Below are 17,387 nucleotides of genomic sequence, written 5' to 3'. Positions count from 1 at the left end.
GCATGAAGAAATTGATGTATTCCGCCGCCGGGCTGCTGGTCATCGCCTTGCTGTTCCTGGCTTTCAACCTGGTGTCCGGGCTGGCCTTCACCGGCGCGCGCCTGGACCTGACGCAGCAGAAGCTCTACACCATCTCCGACGGCACGAAGAAGGTGCTGGGCTCCATCGGCGAGCCGATCAACCTGTACTTCTTCTTCTCCGACAAGGGCAGCAAGGACCTGGTCCCGCTGCGCAACTACGCCAAGCGCGTGGAGGAACTGCTCAAGGCCTACGAGCGCGAGGCCGACGGCAAGATCCGCCTGCACATCATCGACCCGCAGCCGTTCTCCGAGGAGGAGGACAAGGCCGCCGAGTTCGGCCTGCAGGCGGTGCCGCTGAACCAGGGCGGCGACACCCTGTACTTCGGCCTGGCCGGCACCGACGCCCTGGACAACATCCAGGTGATCCCGTTCTTCCAGCCGGACCACGAGGAATTCCTGGAGTACGACCTCAGCCGCCTGGTCAACGCCCTGGCGCACCCCAAGCGGCCGGTGGTGGGCGTGCTCAGCACCCTGCAGATGACCGGCGGCTTCGACATGCAGACGCAGCAACCCAGCTCGCCCTGGATGCTGCTCGACGAGGTGCGCCAGCAGTTCGACCTGAAGAGCCTCAAGCCCGACGTCGACGCCATCCCGGACGACGTCAGCGTGCTGCTGCTGGTGCACCCCAAGCACCTGCCGCAGCAGACGCTCTACGCCATCGACCAGTTCGTGCTGCGCGGCGGCAAGCTGCTGGCCTTCGTCGATCCCTTCAGCGAGGCCGACAAATCCTCGCCCATGGCCGCGCTGGATGGCCCCGGCGACCAGGCCTCCGACCTCGAACCGCTGTTCAAGGCCTGGGGCGTGCAACTGCTGCCGGGCAAGGTGCTCGGCGACGCCAGCTACGCCATGTCGGTGAGCATGGGCCAGGGCCAGCGCGCGGCGCACCACCCGGCCTGGCTGAACCTCGACGCCAAGGCGCTGGACGCCAACGACGTGGCCACCGCCGGGCTGGAGAACCTGACCCTGGCCACCGCTGGCATCCTCGAACCGCTCAAGGACGCGAAGACCCGCTTCACCCCGCTGATCCAGAGTTCGGCGCAGGCGATGCCCTTCGACGCCCAGCGCTTCGCCACCCTGCGCGACCCAGGCGAGCTGATGGCCCAGCTCAAGCCCACCGGCCAGCGCTACGTCATGGCCGCGCGCATCCAGGGCCCGGCGCAGAGCGCCTTCCCCAATGGCATCGAGGGCCGCAAGGACGGCCTGAAGAGCGCTGACAGCATCAACGTCATCGCCGTGGCCGACACCGACCTGCTCACCGACCGCATGTGGGTGCAGGTGCAGGACTTCTTCGGCCAGCGCGTGCCGCAGCCCTGGGCCGACAATGCCAGCTTCGTGATCAACGCGCTGGACAACCTGGCCGGCTCCGACGCGCTGATCAGCGTGCGCTCGCGCGGCCGCTTCAGCCGCCCGTTCACCGTGGTGGACGAGCTGCAGCGCCAGGCCGAGACGCGCTTCCGCGAGAAGGCCGACGCGCTCAAGCAGCGCCTGGCCGACACCGAGCAGAAGCTCGCCGCGCTGCAGAATCCCGACCCGGGCAAGGCCCTGGAGCTGACGCCGGAGCAGCAGAGCGCGATGCAGCAGTTCATCCAGGAGCGCGTGCGCATCCGCAAGGAGCTGCGCGACGTGCAGTTCCAGCTCAACGCGGATATCGAGTCCCTCGGCCGCACCCTGAAGATCGTCAACATCGCCGCCGTGCCGCTGCTGCTGACCCTGGGCGTGCTCGCCCTGTGGTGGTGGCGCCGCCGGCGCCAGGCCTGAGGAGGCGGCCATGCAACGCAAGAGTCTGATCCTGCTGGTGGTCCTGGTGGTGGCGCTCGGCGGCCTCTTCGCCTGGCTGCAGCGCGAGCCGGCCCGCCTGGCGCCGCCGGCGGAGGTGCGCTATTTCCCGGGCCTGGACGCGCAGCAGGTGAGCGCGGTGACAGTGCGCCGCCCCGGCCAGCCGGACATCCGCGTGGCGCGCCAGGACGGTCGCTGGGTGATGCCGGCCAAGGCCGGCTACCCGGCGGCCGGGCGCCTGGTCGGCGACCTGCTGCACGACCTGGCGCAGGCGCGCAAGGTCGAGGCCAAGACCCGCGAGCCGGGCAACTTCGCCCAGCTCGGCGTCGCCGACCAGGGCGAGGGCGCCGGCGTGCGCCTGAGCCTGGAGCGCAGCGGCGGAGCGCCGCTGGAGCTGCTGGTGGGCAAGGCCGCGCAGCAGGGCGGGCGCCTGGTGCGCCAGCCCGGCGACGAGCAGGTCTGGCTGATCGACAAGGACCTGCGCCTGCCGCCCGACGAACTGGACTGGCTGGACCGGCGCATCACCAGCATTCCTTTCGAGAAGATCGCCGAGGTGTCGGTGAGCTACCCCGGCGGGGAAACCCTGACGGTGTTCCGCGACAAGGCCGGCGAGCCCAACCTGCGGGTACGCCAGCTGCCCAGGGACGCCAAGCTGGCCTACGAGTCCATCGCCAACGGCATGGCCACGCCCTTCGGCGCCCTGACCTTCAGCGAAACGGCGCCGCTGGACCAGGTGCAGTTCAAGGGGCCGGCGCGGCTGGACCTGGCGCTCAAGACCCTCGATGGCGCCAGCCTGAGCGGGCGCGTGCTGGAGCAGGGCGGGCAGAACTGGCTGCTGCTGGACCGCGTCGAGGGGTTCGCCGACGGGCAGATCCAGGCGCGCCAGGGCTGGGCCTACCGCATCGAAGCCAACCAGTACGAGGCGCTGGCCAGGTACCTGGCGGATTTCACCGCGAAGAAACCTTGAGGTATTTCAAAGGCCGGCCGGGCGAAGTTCCGGTCGGCAACTTTCGCCACGGGCGTTCGGAAATGTGCGCTACAGCACGCCGACAATGACAAAACTTACAACTCCGTTACATCGTCCAAGTGCACCAGAATGGCCCTGGAAGCCCCGTAAAATGGCACTTTGGCCGCATCGGCCACGGTGCTGGCACTGAGGCGAAAAAGTGCTTTCCAGCTGTAACTTTTGATTTATATACTCGGGAGCGCGGTCGTCATTGGGGCGTTATTCGAATTGCCCATCCAGCGGCTAAGGCCCTGGACGGTCAATGCGGACAACCCTCCGCCTGTCGAGCCGTTGCAGTCCTCATTCCCGGGGGCCACCCAAAAATAATAGCGAGTTGGAGAGTGTGGTAATGGCTGATCGTGAGGTCGGAACCGTCAAGTGGTTCAATGACGCCAAGGGTTATGGATTCATTCAACGCGACAGCGGTCCGGACGTTTTCGTCCACTACCGCGCCATTCGTGGCGAAGGTCACCGCTCCCTGGTCGAAGGCCAGAAAGTGGAGTTCTCGGTGATCCAGGGTCAGAAAGGCCTGCAGGCGGAAGACGTCTCCAAGGTCTGAGAACCCGTTTACGATCTGCTGCGCGTCGGCATAACTGCGTTGAAAACAGGCGAGTAATGCTCATTTAGCTAGCTAAACTGCGCTTCCTCGCCTGTTTGACTCGCTGCGCTCGCCCTTCGGGCCAGCCTTCGGCTGTTACTCCCGTTGGTCGTTGCGCCTTGTTCTGCTCTAGCTCGCGAGATCGTAAACAGGCTCTGAGCCCCCGAAGACAAAGGCCCGTCGCGAGACGGGCCTTCGTTTTCCAGCCGGCGCCTGGCGCCCGGCTCTTCAGCAACGACGCCGCGCATCGCGCCAGCGTCGTTTTCGTGCTTCAGGCGGTTCGCCAGGTGATCTCGGCGACGCCCTCGGCGGTCACCTTCAGCCAGCGGTCGGCGTCTTCCTCGCCCTGTTCTTCGCTCCAGCTGCCCGGTGCGCAGCGCACCTCCACGCCCAGCGCGGCATTGGCCGCCCTGGCGCAGGCCAGGTCGTCGTCCCAGGGCGTGGCGTCGCTGTCGATGAACAGGCTGTGCCACTTGCCCACCGCCTGCGGCAGCCAGGTCAGCGGGATCATCCCGCTGGGGCTGTCGGCCAGGCACTTGAAGGTCTCGCCCTGGCGCCGCCATTCGCTGCAGGGGCCCAGCGCCTCGGCCAGCCAGGCGCCGACGGCGGCCTGGTCGGCGTCCTTCAGGTAGATCTCGATATCCGGTTGGCGCATGGGCGTCCTCGTCAGGGTTTTTGGCGTTCCAGCCAATCGTAGCGCACCGCCACAGTGACCTCGAAGGGCTCGGCGAGGATGCGCTCGCGGCGCTGCGGGTTGACCCGCCAGCCGTGGGGCGTCATCGCCAGCAGGGTTTCGCGGGCTTCGCGGCTGTCCAAAGCCAGGCGGAAATTCAGGCTTTCCGTATGGGCCAGGGCCAGGCTCGGCGGCAGGTCGGCCAGGTGCTTGTCGTCGACGTACTCGCGCACCTCGTCGTACAGGCGCTGGCGCAGTTCCAGCAGGTGGTCGCGGCCCGGGCCCAGGCGCAGCACGCCGCCGCCGGGGGCCAGCAGGCGCGCCGCCTCGTTCCAGTCGATGGGGCTGAACACGCTGGCCAGCAACTGGCAGCTGGCGTCGGCCAGCGGCACCCGGGCCATGCTGGCGACCATCCAGGTCAGCTGCGGGGCGCGGCGGCAGGCGGCTTTCACCGCCTCGCGGGAGATGTCCAGGGCGTAGCCGTCGCTGGCGGGCAGGGCCTCGGCGAGCTGGGCGGTGTAGTAGCCCTCGCCGCAGCCGATGTCGAGCCAGCGCGCCGGTGCGCGTTCGGCGGCAAGCTCCGCCAGGCGCCGGGCCAGCGGGGCATAGTGGCCGGCGCCGAGGAACTGGCGGCGAGCCTCGACCATGGCGGCGTTGTCGCCCGGGTCACGGCTTTTCTTGTGCTGCACCGGCAGCAGGTTCAGGTAGCCCTGGCGCGCGCGGTCGAAGCTGTGTCCGGCGGGGCACTTCACGCTGTTGTCGAGGTGTTCCAGCGGCGCCTGGCAGATCGGGCAGGTGAGCATCAGTCCTTGCGCTCCGTGCGCAGCGGGCTCAGCACGGTGAGCAGCGGCAGGCTGCGCTGGCGCAGGTTGAGCTGGTAGCTGCGCAGGGCGTAGCGCCGCTCGGCGGCGGGGGCCGGCGGTGGGATGTCGGGTTGGGTGGCGGCCAGGCAGAAGCCTTTCTTCACGTCTTTCATGCCAGCAGCCGCACCAGGGTCTGGTAGTAGATTTCGCTCAGCAGGTCGAGGTCGCTGGCCAGCACCCGCTCGTTGACCTGGTGGATGGTGGCGTTGACCGGGCCCAGCTCGACCACCTGGGTGCCCAGGGTGGCGATGAAGCGCCCGTCCGAGGTGCCGCCGGAGGTCGAGGGGGTGGTCTGCCGGCCGGTCACCGCCTGGATGCTGGCGGCCACGGCGTCGAGCAGTTCGCCCGGCTCGGTGAGGAACGGCAGGCCGGACAGCGCCCAGTCGATGTGCCAGTCCAGGCCGTGCTTGTCGAGGATGGCGGCGACGCGCTGCTGCAGCCCCTCCGGGGTGGATTCGGTGGAGAAGCGGAAGTTGAACACCACCACCAGCTCGCCGGGGATGACGTTGGTGGCGCCGGTGCCGCCGTTGATGTTGGAGATCTGGAAGCTGGTCGGCGGGAAGAAGGCGTTGCCGTCGTCCCAGTGCTCGGCGGCCAGCTCGGCCAGGGCCGGGGCGGCCAGGTGGATGGGGTTCTTCGCCAGGTGCGGGTAGGCCACGTGGCCCTGCACGCCGCGTACCTTGAGGGTGGCGCCGAGGGAGCCGCGGCGGCCGTTCTTGACCACGTCGCCGACCAGGGCGGTGCTCGACGGCTCGCCGACGATGCACCAGTCCAGGCGCTCGTTGCGCGCGCGCAGGCGCTCGACCACGGCCTTGGTGCCGTGCTGCGCCGGGCCTTCCTCGTCGCTGGTGATCAGATAGGCGATGCTGCCGCGGTGGTCCGGGTGCTCGGCGACGAAGCGCTCGGTGGCGATGATCATGGCCGCCAGGCTGCCCTTCATGTCCGCCGCGCCGCGCCCGCAGAGCATGCCGTTGGCGTCGATCAGGGCGTCGAACGGCTGGTGCTGCCAGGCCTGCGCGGGGCCGGTGGGGACCACGTCGGTGTGCCCAGCGAAGCACAGCACCGGGCCTGCGCCGCCATCACGGCCGGCGCGGCGGGCCCAGAAGTTGTCCACTTCTTCGATGCGCATCGGCTCCAGGTCGAAGCCGCAGGCGGCCAGGCGCTGCATCATCAGCTGCTGGCAGTCGGCATCGACGGGGGTGACGGAGGGCCGGCGGATCAGCTCGCAGGCGAGGGCCAGGGTCGGCGACAGGGACATGGGCAAGGCATCCAGGGTGAAACGGAAAAGGCGCACATCTTAAAGCAAAAGCGCGGGGACAGCGCGTCGTCTGGTCGCAGCGGTTTCCCTGGCAGGATGCGCGTAGGGGCGAAGAGTCCGTTCGCGAGCAAGCTCGCTCCTACGATCTCTCCGACTCCGAGCTCAACTGTAGGAGCGGGCCCTGCCCGCGATTTCGCGCGCAGGGCGCGCTCCTACAAGGAGCGCGGTGCGTGGGATGGCGTAGGAGTGAGCATGGCTTTTCGTAGGATGGCGTTGAGCGAAGCGATACCCATCGCTATGACCGCATGGGTATCGCCAAGGCTCAACCCATCCTACGAAAAGCGCCTGGCCGTTCAGCCCACCTGCTCGGACCCGCTCAGCGCTTCGTCCTCACGCGGGCGCGGCAGCGAAGAGAGCAGGGCCATTCCGAGCTCAACTGTAGGAGCGGGCCCTGCCCGCGATTTCGCGCGCAGGGCGCGCTCCTACAAGGAGCGCGGTGCGTGGGATGGCGTAGGAGCGAGCATGGCTTTTCGTAGGATGGCGTTGAGCGAAGCGATACCCATCGCCATGACCGCATGGGTATCGCCAAGGCTCAACCCATCCTACGAAAGCCTGGCCGTTCAACCCACCTGCTCGGAGCCGCTCAGCGCCTCTTCCTCGCGCGGGCGCGGCAGCGAAGAGAGCAGGGCCATTCCGAGCTCAACTGTAGCGGGCCCTGCCCGCGATTTCGCGCGCAGGGCGCGCTCCTACAAGGAGCGCGGTGCGTGGGATGGCATAGGAGCGAGCATGGCTTTTCGTAGGATGGCGTTGAGCGAAGCGATACCCATCGCCATGACCGCATGGGTATCGCCAAGGCTCAACCCATCCTACGAAAAGCGTCTGGCCGTTCAGCCCACCTGCTCGGAACCGCTCAGCGCTTCTTCCTCGCGCGGGCGCGGCAGCGAGGAGAGCAGGGCCATTCCGAGCTCAACTGTAGCGGGCCCTGCCCGCGATTTCGCGCGCAGGGCGCGCTCCTACAAGGCGCGCGGTGCGTGGGATGGCGTAGGAGCGAGCATGGCTTTTCGTAGGATGGTGTTGAGCGAAGCGATACCCATCGCCATGACCGCATGGGTATCGCCAAGGCTCAACCCATCCTACGAAAGCCTGGCCGTTCAACCCACCTGCTCGGACCCGCTCAGCGCGTCTTCCTCGCGCGGGCGCGGCAGCGAGGAGAGCAGGGCCATTCCGAGCTCAACTGTAGGAGCGGGCCCTGCCCGCGATATCGCGCGCAGGGCGCGCTCCTACAAGGAGCACGGTGCGTGGGATGGCGTAGGAGCGAGCATGGCTTTTCGTAGGATGGCGTTGAGCGAAGCGATACCCATCGCCATGACCGCATGGGTATCGCCAAGGCTCAACCCATCCTACGAAAGCCTGGCCGTTCAACCCACCTGCTCGGAGCCGCTCAGCGCCTCTTCCTCGCGCGGGCGCGGCAGCGAAGAGAGCAGGGCCATTCCGAGCTCAACTGTAGCGGGCCCTGCCCGCGATTTCGCGCGCAGGGCGCGCTCCTACAAGGAGCGCGGTGCGTGGGATGGCATAGGAGCGAGCATGGCTTTTCGTAGGATGGCGTTGAGCGAAGCGATACCCATCGCCATGACCGCATGGGTATCGCCAAGGCTCAACCCATCCTACGAAAAGCGTCTGGCCGTTCAGCCCACCTGCTCGGAACCGCTCAGCGCTTCTTCCTCGCGCGGGCGCGGCAGCGAGGAGAGCAGGGCCATTCCGAGCTCAACTGTAGCGGGCCCTGCCCGCGATTTCGCGCGCAGGGCGCGCTCCTACAAGGCGCGCGGTGCGTGGGATGGCGTAGGAGCGAGCATGGCTTTTCGTAGGATGGTGTTGAGCGAAGCGATACCCATCGCTATGACCGCATGGGTATCGCCAAGGCTCAACCCATCCTACGAAAAGCGCCTGGCCGTTCAGCCCACCTGCTCGGACCCGCTCAGCGCGTCTTCCTCGCGCGGGCGCGGCAGCGAGGAGAGCAGGGCCATTCCGAGCTCAACTGTAGGAGCGGGCCCTGCCCGCGATATCGCGCGCAGGGCGCGCTCCTACAAGGAGCACGGTGCGTGGGATGGCGTAGGAGCGAGCATGGCTTTTCGTAGGATGGCGTTGAGCGAAGCGATACCCATCGCCATGACCGCATGGGTATCGCCAAGGCTCAACCCATCCTACGAAAGCCTGGCCGTTCAGCCCACCTGCTCGGACCCGCTCAGCGCTTCTTCCTCACGCGGGCGCGGCAGCGAGGAGAGCAGGGCCATGATCAGCGCCGCCAGGTACGGCAGCGACTGCACCAGCAGCATCACCACCCAGAACATCAGGTCCGGGCTGGGCACGCCCTGCACCAGCACGATGCCCAGGGCGGCGCCCCACAGCAGGAGCATGATGAAGACTTCCTCGCGGGCCTCCGCCAGGGCCACCAGCAGGCCGTGGCTGGAGCGCATCTTCGGCGTGCGGAAGAACGGGATGGAGCGGGTGACGAAGCCGTACAGCACCGCCTTGGCGATGGTGTGCGACAGCGACAGCCCGGCCAGCGCGGCGAACAGCGCGTCGCGCAGGTTCACGCCCACGGTGCGCCGGTAGAGGAAGAGGATCTTGCCGACCTTGAAGGCGAACAGCGTCAGCGGCAGGATCGCGAAGATCAGCAGCGGCGGGTCGACGCGCTTGGGCACGATGATCATCGCCGCCGACCAGAGCAGCGCGCCGAGGGTGAAGAAGATGTTCATGCCGTCGGCGATCCACGGCAGCCAGCCGGCGACGAAGTGGTAGCGCTGGCCGCCGGTCAGCTTGCTGCCGTCCGGGCCGCGGCCGCGCAGCAGGGCGTCGGTGTGGCGCTTCATGATCTGGATGGCGCCGTAGGCCCAGCGGAAGCGCTGCTTCTTGAAGTCGATGAAGGTGTCGGGCATCAGGCCCTTGCCGTAGCTGCGCTCGAAGTAGGCCGCCGAGAGGCCGCGCTCGAACACCCGCAGGCCCAGCTCGGCGTCTTCGGTGATGCACCATTCGGCCCACTTCAGCTCGTCCAGCACCTGGCGACGGACCATGGTCATGGTGCCGTGCTCGATGATCGCGTCGCGGTCGTTGCGGGTGACCATGCCGATGTGGAAGAAGCCCTTGTACTCGGCGTAGCACAGGCGCTTGAAGGCGCTCTCGTGCTGGTCGCGGTAGTCCTGCGGCGACTGCACCACGGCGATCTGCGCGTCGGCGAAATGCGGCACCATGTGCTTGAGCCAGTCCGGCTCGACGCAGTAGTCGGAGTCGATCACCGCGATGACTTCGGCGTCGGGCGCGACGAACTGCAGCGCGTAGTTCAGCGCGCCGCCCTTGAAGCCGGCCAGGGGCGCCACGTGGAAGAAGCGGAAGCGCGGGCCGAGCAGTTCGCAGTGGGCCTGCACCGGCTCCCACACGGCCGGGTCCTTGGTGTTGTTGTCGATCACCAGGACCTCGAAGTCCGGGTAGTCGAGCCTGGCCAGGGCGTTCAGCGTCTCCTTGAGCATCTCCGGCGGCTCGTTGTAGCAGGGCACGTGGATGGAGACCTTGGGCCGGTAGGCGTCGGCCTCGGTGACCGGCAGGAACAGGCGGCGGCGCTTGCGCGTCCATACCGCCTCGGCCAGCTCGTGGGCCTCGGTGAACAGCACTATCACCACGCCCAGCGCGCCTATGCCCAGCAGCACGCCGACGGTGATGCTGAACCAGGTGCTGTACTGCTGGCTGTAGTCGTAGCCGATCCACACCAGGATGGACGCGCAGACGAACGAGACCACGGCGAGGAAGGTCCGCCCGCGCTGGCGCAGGGCGCTGCTGTCGATCAGCAGCAGGGTGAAGGTGAGCAGCGCCAGCACCACCGAGGCGATGGCCAGCACGCGCCACTTGGGAATGGCCACCACCGGGCCCTGGAAGTTGAACTTGGGCTGGCGCGCGGCGTTGAACACGCCCCAGTAGGCGCCCACCGAACCTTCGTCGGTGTACTTCCACGGCTGGTCGAAGGCCTCGACCACGAAGTAGTTGTAGCCCTTCTTGTTCAGCGCGTTGGTCAGTTCGCGCAGGTAGATGGCCTGGTCCGCCTGGGTGGCGGTGGCGCCGCCGCGCATGCGGCCGTTGCTGGGCCAGCCGACCTCGGCCAGCAACAGCGGCTTTTTCGGAAACTTCAGGCGCAGGTCGCGGGCGCGGTCGAGGACGAACTGCACCGAGTCCTGCATGGGCACGAACTCCCAGTAGGGCAGCACGTGGGCGGCGATCAGGTCGACGTGCTTGGCCAGCTCCGGGTATTTCTCGTAGATGTGCCACTGCTCGGCGGTGGTCACCGGCACCTTCACCGCGGCGCGGACGCGGTCGAGGTAGCCGATCAACTGGTCCTTGGTGACCTCGCGGCGGAACAGCGCCTCGTTGCCGACTATCACCCGCACCACGCTGCGCGAGCGGTTGGCGATCTCGATGCCGCGGGCGATCTCCGCCTCGTTCTCGGCCTCGTCGGCGCTGATCCAGATGCCCAGGCTGACGCGCATCCCGTACTCCTCGGCGAGGAAGGGGATGTCGGAAAGGCTGCCCTTGGTCGAGTAGGTGCGGATGTTCTCGGTCATCCGCGAGACCAGTTCCAGGTCCGAGCGGATCTGCTCGTCGCTGGGGAAGCGGCCGCTCTGCGGGCTCTGGTCCAGGCGGAAGGGCGAGAAGGAGAAGCCGGAGATGCTTTCCGGCCAGTCCGGCGCGCTCACCGGGCGGTTGTACAGGGCCCAGACGCCGGTGAGCAGGGCGGCCAGGGCGACCAGCACGACCAGGTTGAGGCCGAATTTGCGTGATGGCATGGAGCGATCGGGTTCCTGTCGGTGTTTCGGGGCCGGGAACGGGTCGGCGCGCATCCTACCCCGCACCCCCTTGGGTGTATAGCTCCCGTCCGGCGCCGCGGGGGCGGCATAGAATGTCCCTGGTGGCCGGTTATGGCCTTGCCGGGCGTCAATTCGGCCGGCCCTGGCGCCCGCCTTCCTATAGAATGCCGGGCGTTTTTTGCGGAGACACTGTGATGGTAGTGGACGATCAGCGTTTCGGTGGCATCGCCCGCCTGTACGGCACCCAGGGCCTGGAGCGCCTGGCCGCGGCCCACGTGGCGGTGGTCGGCATCGGCGGCGTCGGCTCCTGGGCGGCCGAGGCGCTGGCGCGCAGCGGCGTCGGCGAGATTTCCCTGTTCGACCTGGACGACGTCTGCGTGACCAACACCAACCGCCAGGTCCACGCCCTGGAAGGCGCCGTGGGCAAGCCCAAGGTGGCGGTGATGGCCGAGCGCATCCGCGCCATCAACCCGGCGTGCAAGGTCCACGCGGTGGCGGACTTCGTCACCCGCGAGAGCATGGCCGACTGCATCACCACGGAGATGGACTTCGTCATCGACTGCATCGACAGCGTGCCGGCCAAGGCGGCGCTGATCGCCTGGTGCAAGCGGCGCAAGATCCAGATCGTCACCACCGGCGGCGCCGGTGGCCAGGTCGACCCGACGCAGGTGCAGGTGGCCGACCTGAACAAGACCTTCAACGACCCGCTGGCGGCCAAGGTGCGCTCGCTGCTGCGCCGCGACTACAACTTCTCGCGCACGCCGGGGCGGCATTACAGCGTGCCCTGTGTGTTCTCCACCGAGCAACTGCGCTACCCCAAGCCGGACGGCAGCGTGTGCCAGGCCAAGGGCTTCGTCGGGGAAGGGGTGAAGCTGGACTGCGCGGGTGGATTCGGGGCGGTGATGATGGTTACGGCCACCTTTGGCATGGCTGCGGCGGCGAGGGCTGTGGATAAGTTGGTGGCGGGGGCGCGGCGGCCTTCGGAGCGTAGCGCGGCTGGAAATCCCTCTTAACGCGAACGGCGCTCACCTGTTATCGAGGTGTTTGCTGTTACTCCGCTCCCTCTCCCTAACCCTCTCCCTGAAGGGAGAGGGGACTGTCCGTGCCAGCGGATATCTCGGCGTTTGCCGGCAACATTGGAGTAGCAGTGAGCGCCGTTAGTGCGCTTCACACCATACGGCTCCCTCTCCCTTCAGGGAGAGGGCTGGGGAGAGGGGGGCGGACTTCGATATCGCTCCGGAGTTGAGCTTGACTCGGTTGTTCGCGAGCAAGCTCGCTCCTACGAAATGAGTTCGCGCATGCGTTGGAGCACCGCATTCAGGCCATTGCTGCGTGACGGGGACAGTTGACGACCCAGGCCCAGTTCGTTGAACCACTGCCTCAGGTCCAGTTGCGCCAGTTCCTCCCCCGGCAACCCCTGCACTCGCACCAGCAGCAGCGCGATCAGCCCGCGCAGCAGGCGTGCGTCGCTGGTGGCGCGGAAGTGCCAGGCGCCATCGCGCTGTTCGGCCACCAGCCAGACCAGGCTTTCGCAGCCATGGATGCGGTTGGCCTCGCTGCGTTCCGACTCGTCCAGCGGCTCCAGCCTGTCGCCCCATTGCATCAGCAGGCGCGCGCGCTGTTCCCAGGAGGCTTGCCCGGCGAAGGCTTCCAGTGCCTGGCGGGCGGCTTCGGGCAGGCTCATCGTAGCAGTTCCAGGGCGCCGTCGAGGGCTCGGAAGAAGCGCTCCAGATCGGCGCCGTCGTTATACAGGGCGAGGGATACGCGGATGGCGCCGGGCAGGCCCAGGCGCTTGAGCAGCGGCATGGCGCAATGGTGTCCGGCGCGCACCGCCACGCCCTGTTCGGTGAGCAGGTGGGCGAGGTCGGCGCTGTGCACGTCCCGCACCACGAAGCTGGCCAGCGCCGCCTGGGGTTCGCCCAGCAGGCGCACGCCGTCGCGGGCGCGCAGCCCGGCCAGCAACTGTGCGTGCAGCAGGGCCTCGTGGGCGGCCATTTCCGCGGCGTCCTGGCGAGCCAGCCAGTCGAGGCTGGCGCCCAGGCCGATCACCGCGCCTATGGCCGGGGTGCCGGCTTCGAAGCCCAGCGGCGCCGGGCGGAAGTGCGCGCTCTGGTAATCGGCGTTCTGCACCATCTCGCCGCCGAACTGCCAGTGGCGCAGGCGCGCCAGCGCGTCCGCGCGGCCCCAGAGCAGGCCCAGGCCCTCGGGGCCGTAGAGCTTGTGGCTGGAGAACACGTAGAAGTCGCAGCCCAGGGCGGACAGGCTGTGCCGGCCATGGACCACGCCCTGGGCGCCGTCCACCACGCTCAGCGCGCCTTGCGCGCGGGCCAGGGCCAGCAGCTCCGGCAGTGGCTGCCAGGTGCCGAGCACGTTGGACAACTGGCTCACGGCGAGCAGGCGGGTGCGCGGGCCGATCAGCTGCCTGGCGGCCTCCAGGTCGATGACCCCGCGGTCGTCCAGCGGCAGCACCACCAGCTTCGCTCCGCGGCGCAGCGCCAGTTGCTGCCAGGGCAGCAGGTTGGCGTGGTGCTCCAGGGCGCTGACGGCGATCTCGTCGCCTTCGCCGAACAGCGGCTCCAGGCCGTAGGCCAGCAGGTTCAGGGCCTCGGTGGCGCCATGGGTGAACACCAGCTGTTCCGGGCTGCCGGCGTCCAGCCATTGCGCCAGGCGTGTGCGCGTCGCCTCGAAGGCGCGGGTGGCGCGCTCGCCGGGCAGGTGCTGGGCGCGATGGACGTTGGCCGCTCCGCTGGCGTAGTAGCCGGCCAGGGCGTCGAGCATGGCCTGGGGCTTCTGCGCGGTGGCGGCGCTGTCGAGGTAGGTCTGCTCCTCGGCTGCCAGCGCGGCGAGGGCGGGGAACGCGGAGCGCCAGGGGGAAAGAAGCATGGCTGTAAGCCTGAAGCTGGAAGCTGGAAGCTGGAAGTGCCTTGTGCAGCCCGCTTCCGGCTTTTGGCTTCCAGCTTCCAGCTCTGACTTAGTTATGCGCGTGCAGCGCTTCGTTCAGCTCGATGGCGGTCTTGTTGGTCTTGCATTCCACCGCGCCGGTCTGCGAGTTGCGACGGAACAGCAGGTCCGGCTGGCCGGCCAGGTCGCGGCCCTTGACCACCTTGACCAGGTTGTTCTGGTCGTCCAGCAGCGCCACCTTGGTGCCGGCGGTGACGTACAGGCCGGCTTCGACGATGTTGCGGTCGCCCAGCGGGATGCCGATGCCGGCGTTGGCGCCGATCAGGCAGCCTTCGCCGACGCTGATGACGATGTTGCCGCCGCCGGACAGGGTGCCCATGGTCGAGCAGCCGCCGCCCAGGTCCGAACCCTTGCCGACGAACACGCCGGCGGAGACGCGGCCTTCGATCATGCCCGGGCCGGCGGTGCCGGCGTTGAAGTTGACGAAGCCTTCGTGCATCACGGTGGTGCCTTCGCCGATGTAGGCGCCCAGGCGCACGCGGGCGGTGTCGGCGATGCGCACGCCGGCCGGGACCACGTAGTCGGTCATTTTCGGGAACTTGTCCACCGAGAAGACTTCCAGCAGCTTGCCCTTCAGGCGCGCTTCGAGTTGCAGCTCGGCCAGCTCGGCCAGGTCGACGGCGCCGATGTTGGTCCAGGCCACGTTCGGCAGCAGCGGGAAGATGCCCGACAGGTTGACGCCATGGGGCTTGACCAGGCGGTGCGAGAGCAGGTGCAGCTTCAGGTAGGCCTCGGGGGTGGAGGCGGGGGCGGCGTCTTCGGCCAGCAGGGTGGCGACCAGCGGCTTCTGGCTTTCGGCCAGGCGGTTGAGCAGGGCGGCCTGGGCCGGGGCGATGGTCTTCAGCGCGTCGGCCAACTGGTAGGCCTGCTGGTTGCTGAAGGCGATGGCCTGGTTGCCGTTCTCGTAGCCGAGGATCGGTGCGACGGCGGCGACCAGCTCGGCGGCCGGGTTCAGCAGCGGTTGCGCGTAGAAGACTTCCAGCCAGGCGTCCTGGCGGTTCTGGGTGCCGACGCCGAAGGCCAGGCTGAACAGGGATTGGGACATGTGCGGTTCCTCGAAAAAACGGTGAAAAAGTGTCAGGCCAGCGCGGCGGCGTAGGCGTCGGGCTTGAAGCCGACCAGGGTGCGGTCGCCAAGGTCCAGCACCGGACGCTTGATCATCGACGGCTGGGCGAGCATCAGCTCGATCGCGCGGGACTCGTCGAGGTCGGCTTTCTGCGCCTCGTCGAGCTTGCGGAAGGTGGTGCCGGCGCGGTTCAGGACCGTCTGCCAGCCATGCTCGGCACACCATTGCTCAAGGTGCGCGCGGTCTATTCCGCTAGTCTTGTAGTCGTGGAAGGCATAGTCGACGCCGTGTTCCTCAAGCCAGGTGCGGGCTTTCTTCATGGTGTCGCAGGCCTTGATTCCGTAGATGGTCCGCTGGGTCATGGGCGGCGCTCCTCGTCGTTCCTTTGGCAAGCGCGGGATTATGCCATTTTCCCGTGAACTTGCGGGGGCGGGGAGGGCGGGACGATTCTTTTGCGATTGCAATAGTCTATTGCTCGCCCGGGGGCTGATGGAGAGCGTCTCTGGATGTTCCAATGGGGCGCCGCGAACTGGCGACTGGGAGATCGTCGATGCAAACCGTGTATACCGTGCTCATCCTGCTGCTGGTGGTCGGGGGCACGCGCCTGCTGGCGCAACTGCTGCCCTTGCCGCTGCCGCTGATCCAGATCGCCTCGGGGGCGGTCCTGGCCTGGCCCAGCCTGGGGTTGCACGTGGCGCTGGACCCGGAGCTGTTCATGTTCCTGTTCATTCCGCCGCTGTTGTTCGCCGATGGCTGGCGCATGCCCAAGGGCGAGTTCTGGCAGATGCGCTGGCCGATCCTGACCATGGCCTTCGCCCTGGTGCTGTTCACCGTGGCCGGTGGCGGCGCCTTCATCCACCTGCTGATTCCCGAGATTCCCTGGGCCGCCGCCTTCGCCCTGGCCGCGGTGCTGTCGCCCACCGACGCCCTGGCGGTATCGGCGATCGCCCAGAACCGCCTGCCGCGGCGGCTGATGCACGTGCTGCAGGGCGAGGCGCTGATGAACGACGCCTCGGGCCTGGTGGCCTTCAAGTTCGCCGTGGCCGCGGCCATGACCGGCGCTTTCTCGCTGCTCGACGCCAGCCTGAGCTTCCTCCTGGTGGCGATTGGCGGCCTGGCCTGCGGCGTGGTGCTGAGCTGGCTGCTGGGGCGCATCCGCGCCTGGATGATCCGCCGCGGCTGGGACGACCCGGCCACCCACGTGGTGCTCATGCTGTTGCTGCCCTTCGCCGTCTACATGGTCGCCGAGGAGCTGGGCGTCTCCGGCATTCTCGCGGCGGTGGCGGCGGGCATGATGCAGAGCTGGACCGACCTGCTGCCGCGACAGACCCATACCCGCGTGCTCAACCGCAGCGTCTGGTCGATGCTGGAGTTCGCCTTCAACGGCGTGGTGTTCCTGCTGCTGGGCCTGCAACTGCCGGACATCCTCAAGTCGGTGACGCACCACGCCGGCGACAGCCTGTGGCGTTCCTCGCAGCTGCTGTTCTACGTGCTGGCGGTGTATGCCGTGCTGATCCTGCTGCGCTTCGCCTGGGTCTGGTGCTACTGGAAGCTGTCGCTGCGCTTCGAGCGCTGGTGGGGCATCGAGCTGGGCGGCAAGCCCGGCGAGCCGGTGCTGCGGCTGTCGGCGATCTCGGCGCTGGGCGGGGTGCGCGGGGCGGTGACCCTGGCCGGCGTGCTGTCGGTGCCGCTGCTGCTGGGCAGCGGCGAGGCCTTCCCGCAGCGCGACCTGATCATCTTCATCGCCGCCGGGGTGATCCTGGTGTCGCTGCTGGCGGCCACCCTGGGCCTGCCAGCCCTGCTCAGGGGCCTGCCGGTGGCCAGCAACGACCAGTCCGAACTGGAGTACCGCTCGGTATGGCGGCGCACCGCGGTGGCGGCCATCCGCATGCTGGAGAAGGAGGAGATGCCGGCCGGCGAGAAGGTGGATGCCGAGGAGGCCGCGCGGCTGGCGGAGGTGAAGGCGCGGCTGATGGCCGAGTACCGCCAGCAGCTCGACCCGGCGCCGGACAGCGCCGAGGCGCGGGAGCGGGCGCGCAGCCTGGAGCTGGCCGACCAGGCCCTGCGCATCAAGGCGCTGCGCACCCAGCGCCTGGAGCTGTACCAGCTGCGCCGGGAGAACCTGGTGGACGACGAGACCATGCGCAAGGTGCTCGGCGACCTGGATTCCCAGGAGGCCTGGCTGACCAGCAAGGCGGGGCGGTGGGTGTAGGGCGGCGGCAGGTTGCAGGCGGCTTCGAGGTTGGCCGCGGCGCG

Annotated in this window: 14 protein-coding genes; 5 read left to right on the top strand and 9 right to left on the bottom strand. The window is 68.1% G+C overall.

From position 1 onward, the window contains the following. The first annotated feature begins 2 nt into the window (after window positions 1–2). The 3 genes from IG194_RS06455 to IG194_RS06445 all read left to right on the top strand — a co-directional run bounded on the left by IG194_RS06455 (window position 3) and on the right by IG194_RS06445 (window position 3,421). On the top strand, window positions 3–1,838 hold the full coding sequence (locus IG194_RS06455; RefSeq protein ID WP_058490954.1) for a GldG family protein: 1,836 nt from the start codon (window positions 3–5) through the stop codon (window positions 1,836–1,838). A gap of 10 nt (window positions 1,839–1,848) precedes the next feature. Then, the gene (locus tag IG194_RS06450) at window positions 1,849–2,823 is read left to right on the top strand and encodes a DUF4340 domain-containing protein (protein ID WP_058490952.1); all 975 of its coding nucleotides are present in this window, start codon (window positions 1,849–1,851) and stop codon (window positions 2,821–2,823) included. 388 nt (window positions 2,824–3,211) lie between these two features. Further along, a complete protein-coding gene (locus IG194_RS06445) occupies window positions 3,212–3,421 on the top strand; it encodes a cold-shock protein (RefSeq protein WP_003082372.1) in 210 nt (69 codons plus the stop codon). Between the two features lie 310 nt (window positions 3,422–3,731). On the opposite strand, the gene IG194_RS06440 is transcribed toward IG194_RS06445, so the two are convergent. The 5 genes from IG194_RS06440 to IG194_RS06420 form a co-directional block, all read right to left on the bottom strand. Beyond that, a complete protein-coding gene (locus IG194_RS06440; protein WP_058490950.1) occupies window positions 3,732–4,115 on the bottom strand; it encodes a hypothetical protein in 384 nt (127 codons plus the stop codon). An 11-nt stretch (window positions 4,116–4,126) separates the two neighbouring features. Then, on the bottom strand, window positions 4,127–4,936 hold the full coding sequence (locus IG194_RS06435; protein ID WP_058490947.1) for a putative RNA methyltransferase: 810 nt from the start codon (window positions 4,934–4,936) through the stop codon (window positions 4,127–4,129). Then, window positions 4,936–5,109, bottom strand: a complete 174-nt coding sequence (locus tag IG194_RS06430) for a hypothetical protein (protein ID WP_167361010.1) — start codon at window positions 5,107–5,109, stop codon at window positions 4,936–4,938. Before IG194_RS06430 ends, IG194_RS06435 begins: the two co-directional genes overlap by 1 nt. Further along, window positions 5,106–6,254 (bottom strand): succinyl-diaminopimelate desuccinylase, encoded by a 1,149-nt coding sequence (gene dapE, locus IG194_RS06425; RefSeq protein WP_058490945.1) that lies wholly within the window; start codon window positions 6,252–6,254, stop codon window positions 5,106–5,108. Before dapE ends, IG194_RS06430 begins: the two co-directional genes overlap by 4 nt. Before the next feature lie 2,219 nt (window positions 6,255–8,473). Continuing rightward, entirely contained in the window at window positions 8,474–11,083 is a 2,610-nt protein-coding gene (locus tag IG194_RS06420; protein WP_058490943.1) for a glycosyltransferase, read from the bottom strand. A gap of 215 nt (window positions 11,084–11,298) precedes the next feature. On the opposite strand from IG194_RS06420, the gene tcdA reads away from it, so the two are divergent. After that, window positions 11,299–12,117 (top strand): tRNA cyclic N6-threonylcarbamoyladenosine(37) synthase TcdA, encoded by an 819-nt coding sequence (tcdA, locus tag IG194_RS06415; RefSeq protein ID WP_043319422.1) that lies wholly within the window; start codon window positions 11,299–11,301, stop codon window positions 12,115–12,117. A 266-nt stretch (window positions 12,118–12,383) separates the two neighbouring features. Here the strand turns inward: tcdA and IG194_RS06410 are convergent, their stop codons facing one another. The 4 genes from IG194_RS06410 to IG194_RS06395 form a co-directional block, all read right to left on the bottom strand. Then, on the bottom strand, window positions 12,384–12,788 hold the full coding sequence (locus tag IG194_RS06410; RefSeq protein ID WP_058490941.1) for a SufE family protein: 405 nt from the start codon (window positions 12,786–12,788) through the stop codon (window positions 12,384–12,386). Further along, complete coding sequence (locus IG194_RS06405; protein WP_058490939.1) at window positions 12,785–13,987, bottom strand: aminotransferase class V-fold PLP-dependent enzyme; 1,203 nt, start codon at window positions 13,985–13,987, stop codon at window positions 12,785–12,787. Before IG194_RS06405 ends, IG194_RS06410 begins: the two co-directional genes overlap by 4 nt. Window positions 13,988–14,075: 88 nt before the next feature. Continuing rightward, complete coding sequence (dapD, locus tag IG194_RS06400; protein ID WP_043271206.1) at window positions 14,076–15,110, bottom strand: 2,3,4,5-tetrahydropyridine-2,6-dicarboxylate N-succinyltransferase; 1,035 nt, start codon at window positions 15,108–15,110, stop codon at window positions 14,076–14,078. Window positions 15,111–15,142: 32 nt separating this feature from the next. Continuing rightward, complete coding sequence (locus IG194_RS06395) at window positions 15,143–15,493, bottom strand: ArsC family reductase (RefSeq protein ID WP_009616622.1); 351 nt, start codon at window positions 15,491–15,493, stop codon at window positions 15,143–15,145. Between the two features lie 188 nt (window positions 15,494–15,681). Here IG194_RS06395 and IG194_RS06390 point away from each other — a divergent pair, with 188 nt between their 5' ends. Beyond that, window positions 15,682–17,343, top strand: a complete 1,662-nt coding sequence (locus IG194_RS06390; protein ID WP_058490937.1) for a Na+/H+ antiporter — start codon at window positions 15,682–15,684, stop codon at window positions 17,341–17,343. The last annotated feature ends 44 nt before the right edge of the window (window positions 17,344–17,387 follow it).

Origin of the sequence: Pseudomonas sp. ADPe (assembly GCF_014843515.1) — a bacterium.
In the GTDB taxonomy this organism is placed as follows: Bacteria; Pseudomonadota; Gammaproteobacteria; order Pseudomonadales; family Pseudomonadaceae; genus Pseudomonas; species Pseudomonas citronellolis.
Note: the sequence above shows the minus strand (reverse complement) of the source record. Positions and strands in the feature narration are given on the sequence as shown.